The organism is Blastococcus sp. SYSU DS0828, from assembly GCF_054050975.1.
The window spans coordinates 70,498-93,742 of the sequence record NZ_JBJHAK010000016.1 but is presented as its reverse complement, the minus strand read 5'-3'; the positions used below and the strand labels follow the sequence as shown (position 1 = coordinate 93,742).

The 23,245-nt window shown below is 74.1% G+C and carries 21 protein-coding genes; 8 read left to right on the top strand and 13 right to left on the bottom strand.

Features of this window, described 5'->3' with window-relative positions:
• Positions 1-117: 117 nt before the first annotated feature.
• From ACI79Q_RS13850 to dnaA, 7 genes are all read right to left on the bottom strand, one after another.
• Positions 118-1,875: an ABC transporter ATP-binding protein gene (locus ACI79Q_RS13850; protein ID WP_456614860.1), complete on the bottom strand. Its 1,758-nt coding sequence runs from the start codon at positions 1,873-1,875 to the stop codon at positions 118-120.
• A 14-nt stretch (positions 1,876-1,889) separates the two neighbouring features.
• A complete protein-coding gene (locus ACI79Q_RS13845; protein ID WP_456614859.1) occupies positions 1,890-2,879 on the bottom strand; it encodes a hypothetical protein in 990 nt (329 codons plus the stop codon).
• A 43-nt stretch (positions 2,880-2,922) separates the two neighbouring features.
• On the bottom strand, positions 2,923-3,423 hold the full coding sequence (locus ACI79Q_RS13840; protein ID WP_456589587.1) for a DUF721 domain-containing protein: 501 nt from the start codon (positions 3,421-3,423) through the stop codon (positions 2,923-2,925).
• On the bottom strand, positions 3,420-4,598 hold the full coding sequence (recF, locus tag ACI79Q_RS13835; protein ID WP_456614858.1) for a DNA replication/repair protein RecF: 1,179 nt from the start codon (positions 4,596-4,598) through the stop codon (positions 3,420-3,422). Before recF ends, ACI79Q_RS13840 begins: the two co-directional genes overlap by 4 nt.
• A gap of 16 nt (positions 4,599-4,614) precedes the next feature.
• Positions 4,615-5,547 (bottom strand): phosphogluconate dehydrogenase (NAD(+)-dependent, decarboxylating), encoded by a 933-nt coding sequence (gene gnd, locus ACI79Q_RS13830; protein ID WP_456589589.1) that lies wholly within the window; start codon positions 5,545-5,547, stop codon positions 4,615-4,617.
• A 111-nt stretch (positions 5,548-5,658) separates the two neighbouring features.
• On the bottom strand, positions 5,659-6,804 hold the full coding sequence (dnaN, locus tag ACI79Q_RS13825; RefSeq protein ID WP_456614857.1) for a DNA polymerase III subunit beta: 1,146 nt from the start codon (positions 6,802-6,804) through the stop codon (positions 5,659-5,661).
• Between the two features lie 1,130 nt (positions 6,805-7,934).
• Positions 7,935-9,695, bottom strand: coding sequence for a chromosomal replication initiator protein DnaA (gene dnaA, locus ACI79Q_RS13820; protein WP_456614856.1), 1,761 nt, complete (start codon positions 9,693-9,695; stop codon positions 7,935-7,937).
• Positions 9,696-10,387: 692 nt separating this feature from the next.
• Here dnaA and rpmH point away from each other — a divergent pair.
• The 8 genes from rpmH to ACI79Q_RS13780 all read left to right on the top strand — a co-directional run bounded on the left by rpmH (position 10,388) and on the right by ACI79Q_RS13780 (position 16,057).
• Positions 10,388-10,525 (top strand): 50S ribosomal protein L34, encoded by a 138-nt coding sequence (gene rpmH / locus ACI79Q_RS13815; RefSeq protein WP_091930872.1) that lies wholly within the window; start codon positions 10,388-10,390, stop codon positions 10,523-10,525.
• A gap of 1 nt (position 10,526) precedes the next feature.
• The gene (rnpA, locus tag ACI79Q_RS13810; RefSeq protein ID WP_456589592.1) at positions 10,527-10,907 is read left to right on the top strand and encodes a ribonuclease P protein component; all 381 of its coding nucleotides are present in this window, start codon (positions 10,527-10,529) and stop codon (positions 10,905-10,907) included.
• The gene (gene yidD, locus ACI79Q_RS13805) at positions 10,904-11,290 is read left to right on the top strand and encodes a membrane protein insertion efficiency factor YidD (protein ID WP_456589593.1); all 387 of its coding nucleotides are present in this window, start codon (positions 10,904-10,906) and stop codon (positions 11,288-11,290) included. Before rnpA ends, yidD begins: the two co-directional genes overlap by 4 nt.
• Positions 11,283-12,443: a membrane protein insertase YidC gene (yidC, locus tag ACI79Q_RS13800; protein ID WP_456614855.1), complete on the top strand. Its 1,161-nt coding sequence runs from the start codon at positions 11,283-11,285 to the stop codon at positions 12,441-12,443. The genes yidD and yidC overlap by 8 nt, the downstream gene beginning before the upstream one ends.
• Positions 12,444-12,552: 109 nt before the next feature.
• Positions 12,553-13,125 carry a Jag family protein gene (locus ACI79Q_RS13795; RefSeq protein WP_456614854.1) on the top strand — a complete coding sequence of 191 codons (573 nt, stop codon included), beginning with the start codon at positions 12,553-12,555 and terminating at the stop codon, positions 13,123-13,125.
• Positions 13,122-13,805 carry a 16S rRNA (guanine(527)-N(7))-methyltransferase RsmG gene (gene rsmG, locus ACI79Q_RS13790; RefSeq protein WP_456596008.1) on the top strand — a complete coding sequence of 228 codons (684 nt, stop codon included), beginning with the start codon at positions 13,122-13,124 and terminating at the stop codon, positions 13,803-13,805. Before ACI79Q_RS13795 ends, rsmG begins: the two co-directional genes overlap by 4 nt.
• Positions 13,806-13,902: 97 nt before the next feature.
• Positions 13,903-14,961, top strand: coding sequence for a ParA family protein (locus ACI79Q_RS13785; protein WP_456600283.1), 1,059 nt, complete (start codon positions 13,903-13,905; stop codon positions 14,959-14,961).
• 25 nt (positions 14,962-14,986) lie between these two features.
• Entirely contained in the window at positions 14,987-16,057 is a 1,071-nt protein-coding gene (locus ACI79Q_RS13780) for a ParB/RepB/Spo0J family partition protein (protein ID WP_456614853.1), read from the top strand.
• Positions 16,058-16,128: 71 nt separating this feature from the next.
• Here the strand turns inward: ACI79Q_RS13780 and ACI79Q_RS13775 are convergent, their stop codons facing one another.
• From ACI79Q_RS13775 to ACI79Q_RS13750, 6 genes are all read right to left on the bottom strand, one after another.
• Complete coding sequence (locus ACI79Q_RS13775; RefSeq protein ID WP_456600284.1) at positions 16,129-17,124, bottom strand: D-alanine--D-alanine ligase family protein; 996 nt, start codon at positions 17,122-17,124, stop codon at positions 16,129-16,131.
• A complete protein-coding gene (locus ACI79Q_RS13770; protein ID WP_456589600.1) occupies positions 17,121-18,539 on the bottom strand; it encodes an aminotransferase-like domain-containing protein in 1,419 nt (472 codons plus the stop codon). Before ACI79Q_RS13770 ends, ACI79Q_RS13775 begins: the two co-directional genes overlap by 4 nt.
• Positions 18,540-18,636: 97 nt before the next feature.
• The gene (locus tag ACI79Q_RS13765) at positions 18,637-19,788 is read right to left on the bottom strand and encodes an N-acetylmuramoyl-L-alanine amidase (RefSeq protein WP_456589601.1); all 1,152 of its coding nucleotides are present in this window, start codon (positions 19,786-19,788) and stop codon (positions 18,637-18,639) included.
• Positions 19,789-19,967: 179 nt separating this feature from the next.
• Entirely contained in the window at positions 19,968-20,294 is a 327-nt protein-coding gene (gene trxA, locus ACI79Q_RS13760; RefSeq protein WP_456563417.1) for a thioredoxin, read from the bottom strand.
• Positions 20,295-20,414: 120 nt separating this feature from the next.
• A complete protein-coding gene (gene trxB / locus ACI79Q_RS13755) occupies positions 20,415-21,446 on the bottom strand; it encodes a thioredoxin-disulfide reductase (RefSeq protein WP_456600285.1) in 1,032 nt (343 codons plus the stop codon).
• A gap of 75 nt (positions 21,447-21,521) precedes the next feature.
• Positions 21,522-23,192, bottom strand: a complete 1,671-nt coding sequence (locus tag ACI79Q_RS13750; RefSeq protein ID WP_456600286.1) for a hypothetical protein — start codon at positions 23,190-23,192, stop codon at positions 21,522-21,524.
• Between the last annotated feature and the right edge of the window lie 53 nt (positions 23,193-23,245).

Here is a 23,245-nt window from a genome sequence, read left to right as displayed (position 1 = left end):
CCGCGCGCCGCCGGGGACGGGCCGACGCGCCGCCCCGGCTCCCCGCGCGGGGTCCGGGCGCAGCGGCGCCGGGGCCCCAGGACCCCTGACGATCAGGTGACCTGATCATCAGCGGACTCAGACGAGCAGCTGGGCGGCGGCGAGCTCCCGGTAGAGCGGGCTCGTGCCGACCAGCTCGTCGTGGGTGCCGCGGGCGACCACCCGGCCCTCGTCGAGCACCACGATCTGGTCGCTGTCGAGAACGGTGGACAGCCGGTGGGCGACGACGAGCAGCGCCCGGCCCGCCGACGCCGCCGCCAGCGTCGTGCGCAGCAGGCCCTCGTTCCGCGCGTCCAGGCTCGCCGTCGGCTCGTCGAGCAGCAGCAGCTCCGGCCGGGCGAGCAGGGAGCGGGCGATGGCCAGGCGCTGCCGCTCACCCCCGGAGAGCAGCACGCCCTCGTCGCCGACCAGCACGTCCAGGCCGCGCGGGGACCGGCGCACCACCTCGGTCAGGCCCACGTCGGCGAGCACCGCCCACAGCTCGGGATCGGTCGCGTCGGGCCGGGTGAGCAGCAGGTTGTCGCGCACCGACCCCGCCAGGACCGGCGCCTCCTGCTCCACGTAGCCGAGCCGGGCGCGCAGGGCCGCCCGGGGCAGGTCCCGGACGTCGGTGCCCGCCCACCGGATCGCCCCGCCGGAGAGCGGGTAGAAGCCCTCGATCAGCGCCAGGACCGTCGACTTGCCCGCACCCGACGGGCCGACCAGCGCGACCCGGCTGCCGGCGGGGACCTGGAGGGACACCCCGTGCAGCACGGGGGTGCCGTCGGGGTAGGCGAACGAGACGCCGTCGAGCTCCAGCAGCGGTGCGCCGGCGACCGGCGCCACTGATCCCGACCCGGTGCGCTGCGGGCGCTCGTCGTCCTCCGGCGCGAGGGCGAGCACCTCCTGGATCCGGGCGAGCGCGCCCAGGCCGGTCTGCAGCTGGGTCCACGCGCTGATCGCCTGACCCAGGGGCATGACCAGCAGGAACAGGTACAGGATGAAGGCGACCAGGGACGCCACGGTGATCGAGCCGCTCGCCACCCGGTAGCCGCCGACGCCGAGCACCGCCAGGAAGGCCCCCTGGACGGCGATCGAGCCGGCCGGCGAGACCAGCGCCTCCAGCCGGGCCACCTGCACGCCGGCCGCGTAGGCGCGGCGGGCACTGGCGCCCACGGCCGCGACCTCCCGCGTCGTGGCCCCGCTGGCCCGGATGGTGCGGACCGCCGACAGCGCCCGCTCGACCGCCGACGTCATCGCCCCGACCTCCTCCTGGGCGCGCTGCGACAGCCGGCGCACGCCGCGGGAGGCGAGGACGGCGGCGACCGCACCGACGGCGACGGCCAGCACCGTGACGAGCAGCAGCCAGACGTCGACCACGGCCATGGCCACCAGGGCGCCCACCCCGACGACCACCGAGCCGGCGACCTCGACCACGCCGGCGGTCACGGTGGCGCGCAGCAGCGTGGTGTCCGAGCCCACCCGGGACATCAGGTCGCCGGTGCGGCGGCGGTCGTACTCCGCCACGGGGAGCCGCAGCAACCGGTCGACCAGGGTCAGCCGGGTGGTGAGCACGAACCCCTCGGCCGTGCGCTGCAGGACGAACTGCTGCACCGCCGAGAGGGCCGACGCGGCCACCAGCACGACCACGAGCAGCCCGACCGCGGGGAGCAGCGGGTCGCCGGCACCCACCACGTCGATGACCCGCGCCACGAGAGCCGGCTGGGCGAGCGCAGCGGCCGCGCCGACCAGCGACAGCCCGGCGGCCAGCAGGAGCTGGCGGCGGTGCGGGCGCAGGAGCGGCAGCAGGTCGGCCAGCCGCGCGGCCGGGGCAGGGCCGTCCGCCGGAGCTGTCACCGCGGGCGACGCCGTCAGGCGCCGGCGGTGAGGCCGGCGGTGATCGCCGTCAGCAGCCGCGTGTGGTGCTCCAGCAACTGCGGCCGGTGCCCGTCGGGCCGGACCGCCGCCACGTGCCCCGCAGCCGACCAGAACTCGTCGCCGTCGTCGCTGCCGAGCAGCAGCGCGTGCACGGCCGGGTCCTGGGCCAGGCGGCGCAGCCGCGGGTCGTCCTCGGCGGCCAGCAGCAGCCAGCGGGCGTCGAAGGCCTCGTCGCCGCTGGGCATCGGCACGAGGCCGCCGGTCCGGTGCCGCCAGAAGCGGGCCGGGCTCAGCCGGAAGCCCGGCACGCTGCCCAGCATCGGGACGGCGGTGACCGCGTACTCCGGCACGAGGTAGCGGCCCGACGCGTAGACGACGTCGAACGCGACCAGCTCGAGCGTGCCCGCCCGGCCGCGCAGCACGTTCCCCGCCCGGTGGTCCTTGGTGGCGCGCACGGGAGCGCTGGCGATCAGGTCGGCGAGGGGGGCGTCCTCCGGAGCGGTGCCGTCGGACACCGTCCAGCCGTTCTGCAGCGCCCATCCCTGGGCGCCCACCAGGTCGCCCTCGTAGCGGAACACCTGCTCGACGGCGCCCGGCGTGCGCCGGCGGCGGCCGAACAGCCCCCGTCGCGCCGGCTGCTCCGGTGGCGGGAACTCCTGGGGCGGGAACTGCTGCTGGGGGTGCTGCTCCTGCGGGGGCTGCGCCTGCGGGTACTGCGGGCCCTGCGGTGGCGGGTAGCCCGCCGGCGGCACGTCCTCCCGGGACGGAGCCGGACGCTCGGGCTCCGCTGCGGGCAGGTCCCACCCCGGGGGCTGCCAGGGCTGGTTGGCCGGCGGCTCGTCGCGGGGCGTCCTCCGCCGGTCGGCGAAGTTGGGACGGTCCTCGTCCCCGGCCCCGCCGCCGCCGAGGTGCGGCGGCTCGCGCCAGCCGCGGCCGTCGCCGTCGTCGAAGCCGTCCCGGTCACCGTCGCGGGGGGTGCTCATACCTGCATCGTCCTCCCCGGCGCCGGCCCGCCGGGCGGGCGCCTCATCCGTAGGTGTCGCGCGGCCCCCGGCCGCGCACCGAGCGCGGACCCTTCTTCCAGCTGGGAGCCGTCGGTCCGACAACGCGCAACCGGGTCACGACGTCCCCGCCCACCTGCGCGCGCAGCTTGCCGAGGATGGACGGCGCCAGCAGCCGCAGCTGCGTGGCCCACGCCGTGGACTCGGCGACGACCAGCAGCTCGCCCTCGCTGAGGGTCTGCGGCCGGCAGTGCGCGGCGATGTCGGGGCCGACGATCGCGTCCCACCGGCCGAACACCGAGCCCACCTTCGTCCGGGCCGACCAGTCCTGCTGGTTGACCAGGGCGTCGACCAGGTTGCCGAGCGGCTGGGGGTCGTCGGCGCCCGGGCGCGGCCCGGTCCAGGTGCGGCGCGGGCCGGCGATCCGGCGACGGGTGGGCCGCGGCCGGGCCGCCGAGGCGGCCCGCGCCGCCTCGAGCGCGGCTCGCGCGATGTCGCTGGGCCGCGCCGGCCGGTCCTCGCTCACCGGGCTCCTCCCTCACCGGCCGGGACGGCGTCCTTCACCACGAGCGCCAGGCCACCGCCCACCTCGACCCGGGTGCCGCGCAGCTCCGTGGGCACGTCGTCGACGACGGCCGCGGTGATCAGCGTCTGCTCGGCCGACCGTGCGACCTGGGCGAGGGCCGCCCGCCGCTCGGCGTCGAGCGTGGCGAACACGTCGTCGAGGATCAGGATGGGGTCCTCGCCCTCGCTCCGGAGCAGGGCGAAGGTGGCCAGCTTGAGCGCCAGGGCCAGCGACCAGCTCTCCCCGTGGCTGGCGAAGCCCTTCGCGGGGGCGGGGCCGAGGTGGATCACCAGGTCATCGCGGTGCGGCCCCACCAGCGTCATGCCGCGGTCGAGCTCGTCGCCGCGGCGCTCGGCGACCCGCGCCCGCATCGCCTCGGTGAGCTCCGCCCCGGAGGGCAGCTCGTCGTCGGCCCGCAGGGCGGCGCCGTCCCCGGCCAGCGGCACCGTCGAGCTGTAGCCCAGGCCCGCGGTCGCGGCGCCGTCCCCGGCGACGCCGGCGTAGGACTCGGCGACGTGCGGCGCCAGCTCGGCGACCAGCCGTAGGCGGGCGGCCAGCAGCTGACCGCCGAGGTCGGTGAGGTGCCCGTCCCAGACGTCGAGGGTCTCCATCGCCTTGCCGCGCGCCAGGCGGGCGGTCTTCAGCAGTGCGTTGCGCTGCTTGAGCACGCGCTCGTAGTCGCTGCGCACGCCGGCCAGGCGGGGCGTCCGGGTGGCGAGCAGCTCGTCGAGGAAGCGACGCCGCTCGGTGGGGTCGCCACGGATCAGCAAGAGGTCCTCGGGCGCGAACAGCACCGTGCGCACCAGGCCCAGCACCTCGCGGGGGCGGGGCAGGGCGGCCCGGTTCACCCGCACCCGGTTGGCCTTGCCGGGGTTGATCTCGATCTCGACGAGCAGCTCCCGGTCACCGCGGCGCAGCGCCGCGCGGACCACCGCCTGGGCCGCTCCGTGACGGACCAGCGGAGCGTCACCGGAGACCCGGTGGCTGCTCATGGTCGCCAGGTAGCCGACCGCCTCGACGAGGTTGGTCTTGCCCTCGCCGTTGCGCCCGACGAACACGGTCGGCCCCGGCCCCAGGGCCAGGTCCACCCGGTCCCAGCTGCGGAAGGAGCCGACCTGCAGGTGCCTCAGGTACACCTCAGGCCCTCCCCGGTCACGCGGGCCGCTCGGCCTCCTGCGCCTGGACGGCGCGCACCGAGTGCCCGCCGAACTGGTTGCGCAGCGCGGCGACCGCCTTCATGGTCGGCGAGTCCTCCTGGCGGGAGGAGAAGCGGGCGAACAGCGAAGCCGCGATCGTCGGCACGGGGACGGCGTTCTCGATCGCCTGCTCGACGGTCCAGCGACCCTCGCCGGAGTCCTCGGCGTAGCCGCTGATCTCCTCGAGCGCCGGGTCCTCCTCCAGCGCGCGGACCAGCAGGTCCAGCAGCCAGGAGCGGATGACGGTGCCCTGCGTCCAGGACGCGATGACGCCCGGGACGTCCTCGACGAGGTCGACGGCGGCCAGCAGCTCGTAGCCCTCGCCGTAGGCCTGCATCAGCGCGTACTCGATGCCGTTGTGGACCATCTTGCTGAAGTGGCCGGCGCCCACCGGGCCGGCGTGCACGAACCCGGCGCCGGGCATTTCCTGCCCGGACTCGTCGTGCGGTGCCGGCGGCTTGAGCGCGTCGAAGATCGGCTGCGCCTTGGCGACGTCCTCCTTGGTGCCACCGACCATCAGCGCGTAGCCGTTCTCCAGGCCCCAGACGCCACCGGAGACGCCGGCGTCGATGTAGCCGATGCCCTTCTCGCGCATCATGACGTCGTGCACCTGGTCGTCGGTGTACTTCGAGTTTCCGCCGTCGATCACGACGTCGCCGGGGCTGAGCAGCTCGCTCAGCTCCTTGATCGTCGCCTTCGTCGGCTCACCCGCGGGCACCATCACCCACACCACGCGAGGCGTTGTGAGCGCCTCCACCAGTGCGGGCAGGCTGTCGACGTCGCGCTTGCCGGGAGCACGGTCGTATCCCACGACCTCGTGCCCGGCGCGGCGCAGCCGCTCGGCCATGTTGCCGCCCATCTTGCCCAGCCCGATCAGCCCCAGCTGCACGGTCCCGCCTCTCTTCGCCGTCGTGGTCGCGATCCATCGTGCTCGTGCCGGGCGGCTCCCGCCCGGCGGCCGACCCCGGGGCCCGCGCAGGGGCCCCGGGGCGGAAGTGGCTCAGCCCGGCAGCCGCACCGGCATGATCAGGTACCGGTAGCTCCCGGGACGCTCGACCGGCGCCGGCTTGTCGTCGTCGGCCGCCGGCTCCTCGACGCCGGACAGCACGGCCGGCTTCAGCGGGCTGGTGAAGTCCATCCGCGCGCGCTCGGTGTGCACGGCGGCCAGCCCGTCGAGCAGGAACGTCGGGTTGAACCCGATGGTCAGCGGCTCGCCGTCGAACTCGACGTCGCAGCGCTCCTCCGCCTGCCCCTCGTCGTCGCTGCCCCCGGCCCGCAGGGTGACCTGCCCCGGCGTGAACTCGCAGCGCAGCGGCGTCCCCCGCTCGGCGACCAGGGCCACCCGCTTCGCTGCGTCGGTGAACAGGCCCACCGGCAGGGTGGCGTTGGCCAGCGACTCGTTGGGCATGATCGCGCGGTACTTCACGAACTCGGCGTCGAGCAGCCGGGTGGTGGTCTGCCGGTCCTTGCCCGAGAGGCCGAGGATGCCCTCGCCCGAGCTGCCCGAGGACAGCGAGAGCGTGATCTCCGGGCCGCTGGTCAGCGTCTTGGCCGCCTCGGCGAGCGTGCGCGCCGGGACCAGCACCGCGGCCGAGAGCCCGGAGGTCTGCGGGCGCCAGGCGAACTCGCGCACGGCGAGGCGGTAGCGGTCGGTGGCGGCGAGGGTGATCTGGTCGTCGTCGATCTCCAGCCGGACACCGGTGAGCATCGGCAGCGTGTCGTCCCGCCCGGCTGCGACCGCGACCTGGGCGACGGCCTCGGCGAAGACGTCGCTGTCGACGTTCCCGGCGGCCGAGGGCATGGAGGGCAGGGACGGGTAGTCCTCGACCGGCAGCGTCGGCAGGCTGAACCGGGCGTTGCTGCAGGTGATCGCCAGGCGCGGGCCCTCGGCGCTGATCTCGACCGGGTGCGGGGGCAGCGCGCGGGTGATCTCGGCGAGCAGCCGCCCCGGGACGAGGACGCGGCCGCTCTCACTGGTCTGCACGTCGACCTCGGAGCGGGCCGACACCTCGTAGTCGAAGCCGGAGACCGACAGCTGGTTCCCCTCGGCCTCGAGCAGGATGCCCGCCAGCACCGGTACCGACGGCCGCGGCGGCAGGCTGCGCGCCGTCCAGGCGACGGCGTCGGCGAGCACCTCACGTGCCACCCGGAACTTCATCTCTCGACCCACCCATGTTCGGTCCGGCCCTGCGGCCACCGGGAGGGCGGACGGCGCGGGCACGGAGCTCGTCGTTCGTACTGCTGCGAGGCCAGGGCTCCGCTGCGGTGCTCATCGTGCCTGTTGCAGCCCCCGGTGGGGAAACCCCGGTCCCTCGATGGGCTGCTGATCCGGATCCTGCCGCTGCGCTCCGGGGAGCCTCGCAGCGCAGCGTCCCCACCCAGAGTGTGGTTCGAGAATTTTCCGGGATAACTCCTTCATCCTCGTCATCACTGGTGTGGAAGCTGGGGATCGAGGCCCTTCCCGCAGGTCAGCGGCCGATCGGGGGTGTTGGCCGACTGTGGGTGGTCGGCGTCCTCCTGTTGTCGACACGTGGACAGATCGACGGTTGTGCACCGTGACCCGCGGCGGTCCACCTGCTGTCCCCTGCGTCTCCCCGGTCCGTCCCCAGGTCCTGTGCGTGGCGTGCGGTGGGCGTCCCTGGCGGAGTGAGCCCGGCGTCGCCCGGCACGGTGTTCTCCCAGGTCAGGCGCTCGCTGAGCGGGCGGAGCCGGCGGGACCGGGTGCCGGCGGCGGCGTCCCGTGACGGCGGGGAACGACGTCGTCGCGGTTTCCCCCAGTCTGTGCACATTCCTGGGGACAACTTCTCGACGAGTCGACGTCCTCCGGCGCCCTTGCGCGGGTCATCGCGCCCAGAACCTGCGGATCCGTCGTCCCCAGGGATCCACACAGGTGTGGACAACCACTTGTCGACCACCACGGGACGGTGGCCGGTAGCTGTCCGGACGGTGACCGTTCCGGCCGCGCGCCGTCACCGCCGGCGTCCCCGGACCAGGCCTCCGCGATGTTGATCAGGTGACCTGATCGTTCTGGGTCCTGGCTCACGATCGGTGGTGAGCCAGGACCCCACCAGGTGAGCCAGGACCCCCGCCAGGTGAGCCGGGGAAGGCCACGAGCGGGCGCGTGAGGGGCCCCCGAGGTGGACGGACCGCGCGCAACCGGCGAGCGGCTGGCGGGCGCGGAGTGCTCCGGGGAGCCGGTTGTGGGCGCGGTGCGGTCCGGCCGGCCCCTCCCAAGGCTCGCCACGAGCGAGCGAGTGGGGAGAGGGAGGGGTCCTCTTACTGCCGGGCGCGGCTCTTGATGCGGGCGGTGAGCTCGGTGACCTGGGTGTAGGTGGCCCGCCGCTCGCTCATCAGGTTGGTGATCTTCTTGACGGCGTGCATGACCGTGGTGTGGTCCTTGCCGCCGAACGAGGCACCGATGCGCGGCAGGGACAGCTCGGTCAGCTCGCGGCAGAGGTACATCGCGATCTGCCGGGCGTTGACCAGCGTGCGGCTGCGGTTGGTGCCCTGCAGCTCCTCCATCGTCACCGAGAAGTACTCCGCCGTGGCGGCCATGATGATCGCCGCGGTGATCTGCGGGCCCTGCTCGTCGCTGATCAGGTCCTTGAGCACAAGCTCGGCCAGCGGCAGGTCGACCTGCTGCTTGTTCAGCGAGGCGAACGCGGTGACCCGGATGAGCGCGCCCTCGAGCTCGCGGATGTTGGTCTGCACCTTGCTGGCGATGAACTCCAGCACCTGGTCGGGCACCTGGAGCCGCTCGCCCCACGCCTTCTTGCGGAGGATCGCGATGCGGGTCTCGAGGTCCGGCGCCTGGACGTCGGTGATCAGCCCCCACTCGAAGCGGGTGCGCAGCCGGTCCTCCAGCGTGGTCAGCTTCTTCGGCGGCCGGTCGGAGGTGATCACGATCTGCTTGCTGGCGTTGTGCAGCGTGTTGAAGGTGTGGAAGAACTCCTCCTGCGTGCGCTCGGCCCGCTCGAGGAACTGGATGTCGTCGATCAGCAGGAAGTCGATGTCCCGGAAGCGGCGCCGGAACTCCTCGGCCCGGCCGGAGTGCACCAGGTTGATGAACTCGTTGGTGAACTCCTCGGTGCTCACGTACCGGACGCGGACGTTGGGGAACATCCGGGCGGCGTAGTGGCCGATGGCGTGCAGCAGGTGGGTCTTGCCCAGCCCCGACTCGCCGTAGATGAACAGCGGGTTGTACGCCCGGGCGGGGGCCTCGGCGACGGCGACCGCGGCGGCGTGCGCGAAGCGGTTGCTGTTCCCGATGACGAAGGAGTCGAAGACGTACTTCGGGTTGAGGCCGGGATCCAGCCCGCCCGGTCGGCCCGACTCGGCGCGCCGGGGGCGGGCTGCCGAGCCGCCACCGGAACGGCGGGGCTCCCCCGCTGGTGCGTCGACGTCGAAGGGGAGCACGTCGGCGGTCCGCTCGTCCTCGCCGCCCCAGTCCCGGCTGCCGGAGTCGGGGGCGGGCCCGGTCGGGCCCCACGTCGTGGTGCTCCAGTCCTCCGGAGCGCCACGGTCGGCCGGCGGACGCTGCGGGCCGTCGGCCGGGTGGAGCTCGCGGACCTCGGGGAACTCGGGGGTGGCCGACCGGTCGGCGGATGCGGACCGGTCCCAGGGGGCGGCGGTGCCGACGACGTCGGTCCGCACGCCGAACGCGCTGCGCCCGTCGTCGGCACGGTCGCGGGTCGCCTGGTCCTCCTCGGCCCGTTGCGCCTCCACGGCCGACCACGGTCGCCGGGTCGGCTCGGGCTCGGCGGGCGGCGGAGGAGCCGGGGAGTCCTCCACCTGGACGGCGACGCGGATGTCGCGGCCGTAGGTCTGGGACAGCGCCTCGGCGAGCACCCGGCGCATGCGGGACTCGAGCACCGTCTGGGTGAATTCGTTCGGGGCCTCCAGGACGGCGGTGTCCTCGAACAGCCCGACGGGTCGCGTCAGGTTCAGCATCGCGTTCTGCTGCGGGGAGAGGCTGGTCGCCAGTCGCTCCCGGATCTGGTCCCAGACCGTCGCCAGGTCCAGCGTGGCATCGGCCATGCCGTCTCGTCCTCCCCTGCTGTCCACCCCGCGGCCGTCCCCGGTTGCGTCCGTCCCGGCCGCACCTGGCCTCCGCGAACCGCGGACCGTCCACCGGTGGGGTGCCCCGGTTGTGGACATCCGAACGCTTGTGGTCCACATCGGTGTCCACAGGCTGTGCACGGCCGGCAGAGGTGCTGCGCCGGCTCCGCACGGGACGACGGCCGGTGCAGCATATTCGCTGGTCACGGCCCGGATCGGACGGCTGGAGGAGTGGCTCGGCGGTCGGTCGACCGACGGGGTCGGCCCGCGCGTCGTGACCCTGACGCCCGACGCGGAGCGACGGCGACGCTAACAGCCCCGTCCACAGCCCGGCAACGCTGCGGGGCCGGAACCGCCGGTTCCCCGCGGCGCGAGCGTGTCGGGCCCGGGGGGAGCTCCCCGGCGCGCCGCGGACTTCCGCCCGGGCCGCTCGGGCCACCATGGGCGGTCGGTCACCGGCACCCGCCGGTCCTCGGCTATGCTGGCCGGAGTCTGTGGACGGGTCTGCCCGTGTCCCGGCCACGCCAGTCTGCGCGGTCGGGCCTGGGTGCGCCGGTCCGCAGTGCCAGCTTCCAGGGCTCCGGGGACGGTCACCGTGCCGCTCCGACGCCCTGCGCGCGTCCGTCCACCGACGGGAGCGCACCGCCGATGTCGTGTAGTGGGAGTACCTCGTGAGCAAGCGCACCTTCCAGCCGAACAACCGCCGCCGGTCCAAGACCCACGGCTTCCGGCTGCGGATGCGGACCCGCGCGGGCCGGGCGATCCTCGCCACCCGTCGGCGCAAGGGCCGCGAGAAGCTCTCCGCCTGACGTGCTGCCTGCGCAGGCACGCCTGCGCCGGCGCCCGGAGTTCAGCGCGGTCGTCCGATCCGGCCGGCGCGCCGGGCGGCCGACCATGGTGCTGCACTACCTCCCCGAACGGCCCGAGCAGCCGGCCGGCGACCCCGCGTCGCCGCCGGCCGCGCGGGCCGGTTTCGTGGTGGGGAAGAGCGTGGGCAACTCGGTGGTCCGACACCGGGTGACCCGTCGCCTGCGTGCGGTCGTGCGAGCCGAGCTCGACCGCCTGCCCGCCGGTGCGGACCTGGTGGTCCGCGCCCGCCCCGAAGCAGCCGACGCCGACTCGGCGGTGCTGCACCGGGACCTGGCCTCGGGCCTGGACCGCCTCCTCGGCGACCGGGCCTCCCGGCGATGAGCGCGCCGGCCGGGGCGAGCCCGCGGCGCTCCGCCGTCGCGCGGCTGCTGCTGCGTGCCGTCGGCTTCTACTCCCGGGCGATCAGCCCGGCGCTGCCGCCGCGCTGCCGGTTCCACCCGACCTGCAGCGCGTACGCCGCCGAGGCGGTCGGCACGCACGGAGCGGCTCGCGGCAGCTGGCTGGCGCTGGTCCGGCTGGCCAAGTGCGCGCCGTGGCACCCGGGCGGCGTGGATCTCGTCCCGCCGGCGCGTGGAACCGGGACGGGTGCCCGCTCGTCCAGCACAGCGGCACGTCCTCCCGGCGCGCCGTCCGATGACCCCGGCCGCGAGGCCACCCCGCCGGCCGCGTGCCGGACCCCGCAGGAGGAGTCCTCCGTTGCTTGACTGGCTGTACACCGCCATCTCCTGGGTCATGGCCCGGTGGCACTCGCTCTGGAACTGGATCTTCGGCGACCCGCCCGCCGAGTCCGGTCTCTCCGGGCTCAGCTGGGTCCTGGCGATCGTCTTCCTGGTCGTCACCATCCGGCTGATCCTCTTCCCGCTGTTCGTCAAGCAGGTGAAGTCGCAGCGGGCGATGCAGGAGCTGCAGCCGGAGATGGCGAAGCTGCGCAAGCAGTACGGCAGCGACCGCCAGGGCATGGCCCAGGCGCAGCAGAAGCTGTTCAAGGAGCGCGGGGTCAACCCGCTGGCCGGGTGCCTGCCGATCCTGCCGCAGATCCCGGTCTTCCTGTCGCTGTTCCACGTCCTGCGCCGGCTGGCCCCGGACAAGCAGGGCCTCTACTCGTGGACCGACGAGCTCACCGACCAGGCGGCACGCGCCAAGCTCTTCGGTGCGCCGATCTCCGCGTCGTTCAACATGAGCGGCGCCAAGGAGCAGGCGATCCTGGACATCGCCAGCTACACCACCATCCGGATCGTCGCCTTCGCGCTGATCGTCGTGATGTGCTTCACGACGTACTTCACGCAGAAGCAGATCATGGCGCGCTCGGGCCCCGTCGAGGGTCAGGCAGCGATGGTGCAGAAGCTGATGCTCTACGGCGTGCCGCTGAGCCTCTTCGTCTCCGGCTTCATCTTCCCCATCGGTGTCCTCATCTACTGGATGACGAACAACCTGTGGACGATGGGCCAGCAGTTCTTCATCCTCCGCAAGCTGCCGCCGCCCGGCTCCGACGCCGGGAAGGCGAAGGCGGATGCGGACAAGCCGGCCGTCGACCCGAAGACGCTCGCCCCGAAGCCGGGCGCGAAGCCGGTGCGACCCAAGCAGGGGCGCCCCGCCTCCACCACGGCCGCGCCGTCGAGCACCGTGGACGGCGACGGTCGCGTCGGCGACGACCCGACGTCCGACGGGTCCACGGGGAACGGGTCCACGGGGAACGGGTCCACGGGGAACGGGTCCACGGGGAACGGGTCCACGGCCACCGGGTCCACGGCCACCGGGTCCACCGGCTCGCGCAGCGCGGGGTCCGGCGCCGGCCGGAACTCCCGCTCCGGAGCGGGCCAGGGGCCGGCCAACCGCGGGAAGCGGAAGCGTCGCTGACCCTCGCCCGACCGCTTTCCAGCCGGCCCGCCCGGCACACAGTCCACCGGGGCCACCCGGCCGCCGCACCGAACTGGGAGGAACACCCGTGAGTGCTCCGCAGCAGCCCGTGACAGACAACCCGCCCGCTCTGCCCGACGCGGACGCCGCCAGCGACGACGCCGTCGTGGAGCCCGTCGACGTCGAGACCGCCGAGACGGGTGGGGCCGGTGGGACCGCTGACGACCTGCTGGTCCGCGAGGGCGACGTCGCCGGGGACTACCTCGAGCGGCTCCTCGACATCCTCGACGTGGACGGCGACATCGACCTCGACGTGGAAGGGGACCGGGCGTCGGTCGCGATCGTCGGCGGCCGGCTGGACGACCTGATCGGTCCCGACGGCGCCACGCTGGAGGCGCTCCAGGAGCTCACCCGCCTCGCCGTCGCCCAGTCCACGGGTGTGCGCAGCCGGCTGATGCTCGACGTGGGTGGCTACCGGTCCAAGCGCCGGGCGGACCTCACCTCGCTGGCCGGCGAGACCGCGCGCCGGGTCTCCGCCAGCGGCCAGCCGGAGCGGCTCAGCCCGATGAACCCCTTCGAGCGCAAGGTCGTGCACGACGTCATCGCCTCGGTGGCCGGCGTGCACAGCGAGTCGGAGGGCGAGGAGCCCCGCCGCCGCGTCGTGGTCCTGCCCGACAGGTGAGCGACGGAGGTCCCGGGCCCGACGCCCCGGCCGCCCCCGAGGTGCCCGCGCCGCCGGCGGCCGTCGCCGTCTTCGGCGACGCCCTGCCCGCGGCGCAGCGGTACGTGGCCAAGCTGGCCTCCGATGGGGTGACGCGCGGCCTGATCGGCCCCCGCGAGGTACCGCGGCTGTGGGAGCGGCACGTCCTCAACAGCGCGGCAGTGGCCGAGGCCGTCCCCCGGGACGCCCGGGTGGTCGACGTCGGCAGCGGCGCGGGCCTCCCCGGCATCCCGCTCGGGCTGGCCCGCCCGGACATCGCCCTCACCCTGGTCGAGCCGATGGCCCGGCGGGTCGAGTTCCTGGAGGAGGCGGTCGCCGACCTCGCGGGTCCGTCCGCCACCTGGCGCGTGGTGCGCGGACGGGCCGAGGACCGGTCGGTGGTGACCGCCGTCGGCCGGGTCGACGTGGTCACCGCACGGGCGGTCGCCCCACTCCCCCGGCTCGTCGGCTGGTGCCGCGGCCTGCTCCGGCCAGGCACCCAGCTGGTGGCCCTGGTCGGCGCCCGCGCGCTGGCCGAGCTGCCGGCCTTCCTGCCCGAACTCCACGCCGCCGGCATGCGCGACATCGAACCGCGTGCCGTCGGTGCATCCCTGGGAGACGCTGCCACTACCGTGGTGGTCATGACGCGGGGAGACCGGTGAGGCTGCCGGACGGCGCTCCCGCGTCCTGTTCCACGTGGAACAGGCACTGCTACCCCGATCCGTTCCACGTGAAACGGCGCCAGAGGAAGGACCTGCGATGACCGACCCGGGCGAGCGGCTGCGCAGCAGCCTCGCCGCTGACCAGTCGTCGACCGCGTCGTCCTCCGGTGGGCTCGCGGACTTCGACAGCCCCATCGCCATGGAGGCCCTGCGTGCCACGCGTGTCCTGCACGCCGCCGAGCAGGAGCCCTTCCCGGCGCCCGGGCGCATCCGGGTCATCACGATCGCGAACCAGAAGGGTGGGGTCGGGAAGACGACGTCGACGGTGAACCTCGGCGTCGCGCTCGCCCTCTACGGGCTGCGCACCCTGGTGATCGACCTCGACCCGCAGGGCAACGCGAGCACGGCCCTCGGCGTCGAGCACACGGTCGGCACGCCGTCGATCTACGACGCCCTCGTCGGTGACAGCACCCTCTCCGAGGTGGTGCACCCGACGACCGCCAGCCCGAACCTGCTCTGCGTGCCGGCGACCATCGACCTGGCCGGCGCCGAGATCGAGCTGGTCTCCGTCGTCGCCCGGGAGCACCGGCTGCGCCGGGCCATCGAGGCGTACGTGGCGGCGCTGCCGCGGGAACGGCGCCCGCACTACGTGCTCATCGACTGCCCGCCCTCGCTCGGCCTGCTGACGTTGAACGCGCTGGTGGCCGGCGACGAGGTGCTCATCCCCATCCAGTGCGAGTACTACGCGCTGGAGGGGTTGGGGCAGCTGCTCAACAACATCGACCTGGTCCGCCAGCACCTCAACCCGGGGATCGCGGTGCGGACCATCCTGCTCACCATGTACGACGGGCGGACGAAGCTCGCCGACCAGGTCGCCGACGAGGTCCGCAACCACTTCGGGGACCTCGTGCTGAACGCCGTGATCCCCCGCAACGTGCGGGTCTCCGAGGCGCCGGGCTACGGGCAGTCGGTGCTGACCTACGACCCGGGCTCGCGCGGCTCGACCAGCTACGTGGAGGCCGCCCGCGAGCTGGCCCAGCGCGGGGTGGCCCTCGAGCCCCTCGATGCGTCCACCGGAAGCAACGGGGCCACCCCGGTCGGCGCGCTCGCCTTCGGGGAGACGTCGGTGCCGTTCGGCGGCCAGGACTCCCAGTGACCACCCCTGCCAGCGAGGAGCTGTCATGACGAAGCGAGGCGGCCTCGGACGCGGGCTGGCGGCGCTCATCCCGACCGGGCCGGCGCCCACGCCTCCCCCGGTCGCGCCCACCACCCCGGCGCCGGGCACGGAGCGGGACGAGCAGTCGGCTCCGCGCTCCGGGACCGGGCCGGACGGCGCCTCGCCGGTCGCGGAGGCGACCGAGCCGTCGCGTGCGCCGGTCAGCCTGGTGCCCTCCCCGGCGCCGTCCCCGGCCGCGGAGACCGACGCGGTGGGCGTCCCGGGTGCGCAGCTGCGCGAGGTCGGGGTCGAGGACGTCGTGCCGAACCCGAAGCAGCCGCGGCAGGTCTTCGACGACGAGGCCCTGGAGGAGCTGACCCACAGCGTCAGGGAGTTCGGGCTCCTCCAGCCGATCGTCGTGCGCGAGTCCGACGGTGGGCGCTACGAGCTCATCATGGGCGAGCGGCGGCTGCGCGCCGCGCGGGCGGCCGGTCTCGGCACCGTGCCGGCGATCGTGCGCGACACCACCGACGACGCGATGCTGCGCGACGCGCTGCTCGAGAACATCCACCGGGTCCAGCTGAACCCGCTGGAGGAGGCCGCCGCCTACCAGCAGCTGCTGGAGGAGTTCGGGGCCACGCACGAGGAGCTCGCGCAGCGGATCGGGCGCAGCCGCTCGCAGGTCACCAACACCATCCGGCTGATGAAGCTGCCGGTGAAGGTGCAGACCCGGGTCGCCGCCGGCGTCATCTCCGCCGGGCACGCCCGCGCGCTGCTCGGACTGCAGGATCCGGTGGGCCAGGACGCGCTGGCCACCCGGATCGTCGCCGAGGGCCTCTCGGTGCGGGCCACCGAGGAGGCCGTCGCGCTGGCGGCCGCCGAGGAGCCCGCGGCCAAGCGACGCACCCGGCGGATCTCCGCACCCGGGGTGGAGGAGCTGGGCTCCCGGCTGTCGGACATGTTCGAGACCAAGGTGAAGATCCAGATCGGCCGGTCGAAGGGCAAGATCGTCGTCGAGTTCGGTTCGGTGGACGACCTGCAGCGGATCATCGGCGTCATGGCGCCGGACATCACCGGGCGTCGTCCCGACGCCTGATCCACCACCGGTAACGACAGAGGCCGCCTTCCGTCACTGACGGAAGGCGGCCTCTGTCGGCTGCGCCACGTTCAGCGCGGGTTCTCCGCGCACCGGGCGAGCAGGCGGGCCAGCACCGCGCCCAGGTCGTAGCCGGCCGCCTCGACCGCCATGGGGAACATGGAGGTCTCGGTCAGCCCCGGGGAGACGTTCACCTCGAGGAAGTGCACCTCGCCGTCGGGGGTCACGATCGCGTCGGTCCGGGAGAGGTCGGCCAGCCCCAGCACCTCGTGCACCCGGACGGCGACCTCGGCGGCGCGGGCCGCCGCCTCCTCCGGGATGCGGGCGGGCGCGTGGTACTCGGTGAGCCCCGGTGAGTAGCGGGACGCGTAGTCGAAGACCCCGGATTCGGGCTCGATCTCGACGGCCGGCAGCGCGACCGGCCCGTCGCCCAGGTCGACGACGGCGAGCGCGACCTCGACCCCCTCGACGTAGCGCTCCACCATCACGGTGTCGCCGTAGGCGAAGCAGCTGACCATCGCGGCCGGGAGGTCCTCGACCCGGCTGATCTTCTGCACGCCCAGGGCCGAGCCGCCCGACGCCGGCTTGACCATCAGGGGCAGCCCCAGCCGGGCCACCATCAGGTCCAGCACCGCACCGGCACCCAGTTCGCGGAAGGTGCTGTGCGGGAGCGCCACCCAGTCCGGCGTGGTCAGCCCGGCGGTGCGGACCACGGACTTCGCGGCCGGCTTGTCCCAGGCCAGCCGGCACGCGGCCGCGGGCGACCCCACGTACGGCACCCCGGCCAGGTCGAGGACCGCACGGAGGGCACCGTCCTCGCCGGTGGCGCCGTGCAGCGCGATGAAGACCGCGTCGGCCGGGGCCGCGGCCAGGCCGGGCAGCAGCTCGGCATCGGCGTCGCGCAGCTCGGCGTCCAGGCCGGCGCGGGTGAGCTCCTCGACCACCTGGGTGCCGGAGGAGAGGCTGACCTCGCGTTCGAAGGTGAGCCCGCCGGCGAGGACGACGGCCCGCAGCGGGTGTCGCTCCTCGGGCGCGGCGGGCACTGCGGCGGGCGCGGTCTCGCTCATCGGCCGTCCTCGTACGTGTCGCTGTTCGCCGGCCCCACCATCGACTCGGCGTCGTGGCCGGAGCCCGGCCGAATCGCCCGGAAGGTGCCGGTGTCGACCTTGTCGAAGGTGGAGTGCAGGTCCAGTTCCGCCTCGACGACGCGGGACAGCCGGCGGACCCCCTCCCGGATCTGATCCGGCTCGGGGTAGCAGTACGACAGGCGCATGTACTCCTGGCCGCTGCCGTCGGCGTAGAAGCCGATGCCCGGGACGTAGGCGACGTGCGCGCCGACGGCGCGGGGCTGCATGAGCTTCGCGTCCAGCCCGGCGGGCAGCTTGAGCCACACGTAGAAGCCGCCGTCGGGGCGGGTCCAGGTGGTGCCCGCCGGCATGAGCGCCTGCAGGGACTCCAGCGTGGCGTCGCGGCGCTCCCGGTAGAGCTCGGTGAACAGCTTGATCTGCTCGCGCCAGGGCTGGGTGTCCAGGTACCGGGCGACGGCGTACTGGGTGAGCGACGGCGGGCAGAGCACCTGCGCCTCGGTGGCCAGCACGAGCTTCTCCCGGACGGCCAGCGGCGCGAGCACCCAGCCCACCCGCAGGCCCGGGGAGAACGTCTTGGAGAAGGAGCCCAGGTAGATCACCCGGTGGGCGTCCCGGGCGCGCAGTGCCCGCATCGGCTCGCGGTCGAAGCCCAGCAGGCCGTAGGGGTTGTCCTCGATGATCAGCAGGTCCCAGCGCTCGGCGATCGCCATGATCTCCTCGCGGCGCGGCTCGGAGAGGGTCACGCCGGCCGGGTTGTGGAAGTTCGGCACGGTGTAGAGGAACTTCACCCGGTCGCCGTCGGCGCGGCACGCGGCCAGGGCCTGCTCCAGCGCCTCCGGGATCAGCCCGTCGTCGTCCATGGCGACGTGCCGCACCCGGGCCTGGGCGGACTGGAAGACGCCGAGCGCGCCGACGTAGGACGGCGCCTCGGCGAGGATCACGTCACCGGGGTCGACGAAGACGCGGGTGACCAGGTCCAGCCCCTGCTGCGAGCCGACCGTGACCACGACCTCGCTCGGCGAGGCGTCGGTGATGCCCTCGAGCGCCATGACGTCGCAGATCCGCTCCCGCAGCCGCGGGTCGCCCTGACCCGAGCCGTACTGGAGCGTCTGCGCGCCCATGCCCGAGACCAGGTCCCCGATCATCGAGCCCACCGCGTCCAGCGGGAGCGCGGTGACGGCAGGCATGCCACCGGCCAGGGAGACCACCTCGGGCCGGCTGACCACGGAGAAGAGCGCCCGGATCTCCGAGCTCTTCATCCCGTGGGTGCGGGCTGCGTAGCGGTCGGCCAGCGGGTCGAGCCGCGGATGACGCGGCGCGGGATGGGGGTGCGCACCCAGGTGCGCCCCCTGCTGTCCGGAACCGGCAGGCGTGCCGGGCGGGATGGTGGCCACCTCAGGAGTGTAGGCGCGGGCGGATGGACGCCTGGTGGGACCACCGGTGCCAGGTGGACCGTTCGGGCCCGGCCGGGGCCTGGGGGCGAGTGGCCGGCTACGCCTTCTCGGGGAGGACGAAGGTGCCGGTCGGTGGGTCGGACTCGGCCGGGAGGTAGAGCCGCTGCACAGCGGCCAGGACGCCGTGGGCGATGGAGCTGCGCACCCGCGCGTCGAGCAGCAGCTGCCGGTCGACCGGGTGGGAGAGGTAGCCGCAGTCCAGCCGGACCGCCGGCATGCGCGTCATCCGCAGCAGCTCCCACGTCTTGGGGTGCGAGCCGAGGTCGAGCATCCCGGTGCGGGCGACGACCTCGCGGCGGGCCAGGTTGGCGAACTGCTCCCCCACCGTGGACGAGGCACCCGATCCGGTGCCGTAGTAGTAGGCGGCGACCCCCCGGGCGTGCTCGGACGGGTGTGCATCCAGGTGCAGGGCGATGAAGAGGTCGGCCCGGGCGTCGTTGGCGAAGGCGGTGCGTTCGGCGGGCGTCGGGTTCTGCTCGCGGCCGCGGGTGAGGTACACGGTGGCGCCGGCGGCGGCCAGCCCGCCCTCGATCCGGGACGCCAGGTCGAAGGCCAGGTCCGCCTCGGTCGTCTCGCCCACGGTGAAGCCGGTGTCCGGACCGCCGTGGCCGGCGTCGACGACGATCCGGCGTCCGATCAGGTGCGGGCCGCTCTCCACGAAGGAGGCGCTCTGCCGCAGCAGCTGGGGACGGCCACCGGTCACCTTGCGTCCCAGCTGGCGCAGGGCGCGCAGCGTCGCCGGGCCGCAGGTGCCGTCCGAGGTCAGCCCGTAGTCGCGCTGGAAGGCGCGCAGGCCGACCTCGGTCTCCGGGCCGAGGATGCCGTCGGCCCGGCCGGCGTCGTAGCCGAGCTCCAGCAGGCGTTCCTGCAGGTTCGTCACGTCGTCGCCGCGCATCGGCCGTTCCGGGTCGTAGCGCAGCAGCCGGTCACCCAGCGACCAGCGGGCCTCGGTGAGGGCCCGGTAGGTCTCCTCCCCGACCCGCCCGTCGACCGAGAGGCCGCGGACCTGCTGGAAGTGGCGGACGGCCAGCTCGGTGTCGGCGTCGTACTCCGCCGACTCCAGACCCGGTTCGTTCCCGTTCTCGGCAGCGGGGAGGAGGCCCAGGCTGCGGAGGGCGGCGTGCACGTCGGCGACGGCCGGCCCGCGGTCCCCCCGCCCCAGAGGCTGCATGCGGCTGTCGGTTCCCATGGTGTGACCGATTGTGGTCCCTCCCGCCGGGGACGGCGCACCGGGGGCGGACCAGCCTCCCCCCGTACGACGCAGGCCCACCCGTCCGGAGGGACGGGTGGGCCCGGTGACGTGCTGGAACGGCCGCCCTTCAGGGTCCCGCGCCGAGCGTGCGAGGCGTGGGGGGAAGGGTGGCCCTTCTACAGGTAGTCGGCGAGGTCGCTCAGGATGGCGCCCTTGGGCTTGGCGCCGATGATGCTCTTGACCGGCTTGCCGCCCTGGAAGACCGTCATGGTCGGGATCGACATGACCTGGTAGTCGCGGGCGATCTGCGGGTTCTCGTCGATGTTCAGCTTCGCGATGGTGAGCTTGTCGCCGTGCTCGGCGGCGATCTCCTCCAGCACGGGGGCGACCATCTTGCACGGGCCGCACCACTCCGCCCAGAAGTCGACGAGCACGGGCTTGTCGCTGCCCAGCACATCGGTGGCGAAGCTGGAGTCGGTCACCGTCACGGTGTTGCCTGCCATGGTCGTTCTCCCTCTCGGTCGACTGGCTCGTTGCATGCGCTGACGAGGTGTGCCTGCCCGGACAACCGGCCGGACGGGTCGGTTATGCCCGGATCCGGCCGTTGCCCGGCAGGCCCGCGGTCAGCGCTCGTCGAAGGTCTCGGCGAGCCACCGCTCGGCGTCGATGGCGGCGGCGGCACCCGTGCCGGCCGACGTGATCGCCTGGCGGTAGATGTGGTCGACGACGTCGCCGCAGGCGAAGACGCCGTCGATGTTGGTGCGGGTGGTCGGGTGGTCCACCTGGATGTAGCCCTCGTCGTCGAGCTTCAGCTGGCCGACGAACAGCTCGCTGCGCGGGTCGTGCCCGATGGCGAGGAACATGCCGGTCACCGGCATCGTCTCGGTGTCCCCGGTGGCGAGGTCGGTCAGCTGGACGGCGGAGACGGTGCTCTCGCCCAGGACGTCGGTGACCTGCTTGCCGAGGGCCCAGCGGATCTTCTCGTTGTCCTGCGCCCGCTTCTGCATGATCTTCGAGGCGCGCAGCTCCTCGCGGCGGTGGACCACGGTGACGCTCTTGGCGAACCGGGTGAGGAAGGTGGCCTCCTCCATCGCCGAGTCGCCGCCGCCGACGACCACGATGTCCTGGTCGCGGAAGAAGAACCCGTCGCAGGTGGCGCAGGCCGAGACGCCGCGGCCGAGCAGCCGCTGCTCGTTGTCCAGGCCCAGGTACCGGTACTTCGACCCGGTGGCCACGATGACCGCGTGGGCCCGGTGCACCTGGTCGCCGACCTTCACGATCTTCGGCTCGGCGGTGAGGTCGACCTCGGTCACGTCCGACGGCACGAGCTCCGCGCCGAAGCGCTCGGCCTGGGTGCGCATGTCGTCCATCAGCTGGGGGCCCTGGATGCCCTCGGGGAAGCCGGGGAAGTTCTCGACCTCGGTGGTGGTCATGAGGGCGCCGCCGAACTGCGAGCCCTCGAACACCAGGGGGTGCAGGTTCGCCCGGGCGGCGTAGGTGGCCGCGGTGTAGCCGGCGGGCCCGGACCCGATGATGATCAGGTCGCGGATGCCGTCGTGCTCGGCCGGGGGGATGACCGGCTGCTCGATCTCGCCGGTGGTCACGGCGGGGCCCGGCGTCGGCTGGTTCTCGGTGCTCGCGCTCACGGTCGCCACAACGACGATCCTAGGGGGGCCATTCCCGGGCGGGCCCGTCCCGTGCCCCGGTGGGGTGGGGGACGGCGTCCGTCCTCAGCCGGCGGTGCGGATCTCCACCTCGGCCAGCTGTGCGGAGAAGCCGTCCGGGCTGTCGACCAGGCCGGTGAGCCACACGAGCACGTAGCGGGCGGTCACCGGGTCGTCGAACGCGAGGTCGGTGGTCTGCTCCAGGGTGCCGTTCGCAGCCACGGCGAAGTCGTCGAGAGCGGCCCCGGCCGTCTCCGCGGTGCGGACCTCGACGGTGGCACCGGGCAGTGCCGTCTGGATGGTGACGCCGGAGAGGTCCTCGGCGCCCCCGAGGTCGTAGAGGACGCCGACGCCGGGCTTGAGGTTCCCGAACGCCGGGGAGCCGCGGTAGTTGAGGGTGGACCAGGTGGTGGCGGGGTCGCCGTCGTACGACAGCGGGACCGCGCGGTCGTTCTCCGGCTCGCCGTCGCCGAAGGGGTCGAACACCTGGGCGGCGGCGATGGTGGCCACCGGGCCGGGTGCGCTCCCCGGGTCGTCGCCCTCCGCACCGCCGTCCGCGACAGGGGCGCTGCTGGCCGGGGGCGTGGTCCCGTCGATCTCGGACTCCACCGAGTCGGTCACCGACAGGACGCTCGACCCGAACCACCACGCCAGGGCGATGACCACCAGCAGGGCGAGCAGCGGCAGGCCCACGACGACCAGCCGGTGCTTGCGGGCGTCGTCCTCGTCGTCGTCGAGGTCGACCGGGTCGGCGTACGGGTCCTGGTCCGACATCACGTCCGGCTCCAGCACCCCGAAGGGCTCGTCGTCACCGGCCGACGGGGCGGGAGGCAGTGCTCGGCCGGCCACGATGGTGTCCCGGCTCGGGTTGACCGCCGGCACCGGCTCGTCCTCGCCGGTCGGGCGCACCGGGGGCACGGGGGGCAGGGTGCCGGGCTCCAGCCGCACCGGCGCCGCGTTGTCGCCGCGGCGGTCCCGCGAGCGGCGGCGCCGTCCACCGTCGGCGTCCTCGCCGCGGTACGACGCCAGCGCCTGGTTGGGTCCGGTGCGGGGCCGCTCGGCGAGCAGCGCGGCCATGGCGGCGACGCTGGACATCCCCTGGCCCGGTTCGGTCGAGCGCGCCCGGCGGGCGAGCGCCACCAGGTCGGACGGGCCGGACGCCGGCCGAGCGCCGGGGCCGATGCCGGTGAGGCAGGCCTCCAGCAGCTCGCCGAGCGCGGTGATGTCGCCCTGGACGGTGCCCGAGGCCGCCGGCACGGCCCGCAGCCCGACCAGCCCGTTGGGCCGGAGGACGACGTTCTCCAGCGTCAGGCCGCCGACCGCCAGCCCGACCCGGTGCGCCTCGGCCACGCCCTCGGCGAGCCGGCGGAGGACCAGCCGCACCTCCCGCTCCGGCATCGGCCCCGAGCGCAACCGGTCGGCGAGGGTCTCGCCGTCGATCCACTCGTTGACGACGTACGCCGCGCCCCCCGGTGCCTGCGGGTCGCCGCTGCCCTCGGAAGCGTCGTAGACCATCGCCAGCGCCGGGGTGGCCAGCCCACCCGCGGTGAGCGCGCGGGTGATCCAGGCGTGGGCGGCGGGGCCGGCCGGCACGTGCACCCGGACGGCGACGTCGCGGTTGAGGACCCGGTCCTTGGCGCGCCAGCTCTGGATGACGCCGGTGGGGGTGGTCTCGTCCGGACCGATCTGGTCGAGGGGCCGGTAACGCTCGGGCAGGCCGGTGGTCGTGGACGCCATCGACACTGTCGACTCCCTGTGCTGCTCCGGCCGCCGAGGCGGACGCTCCGGCA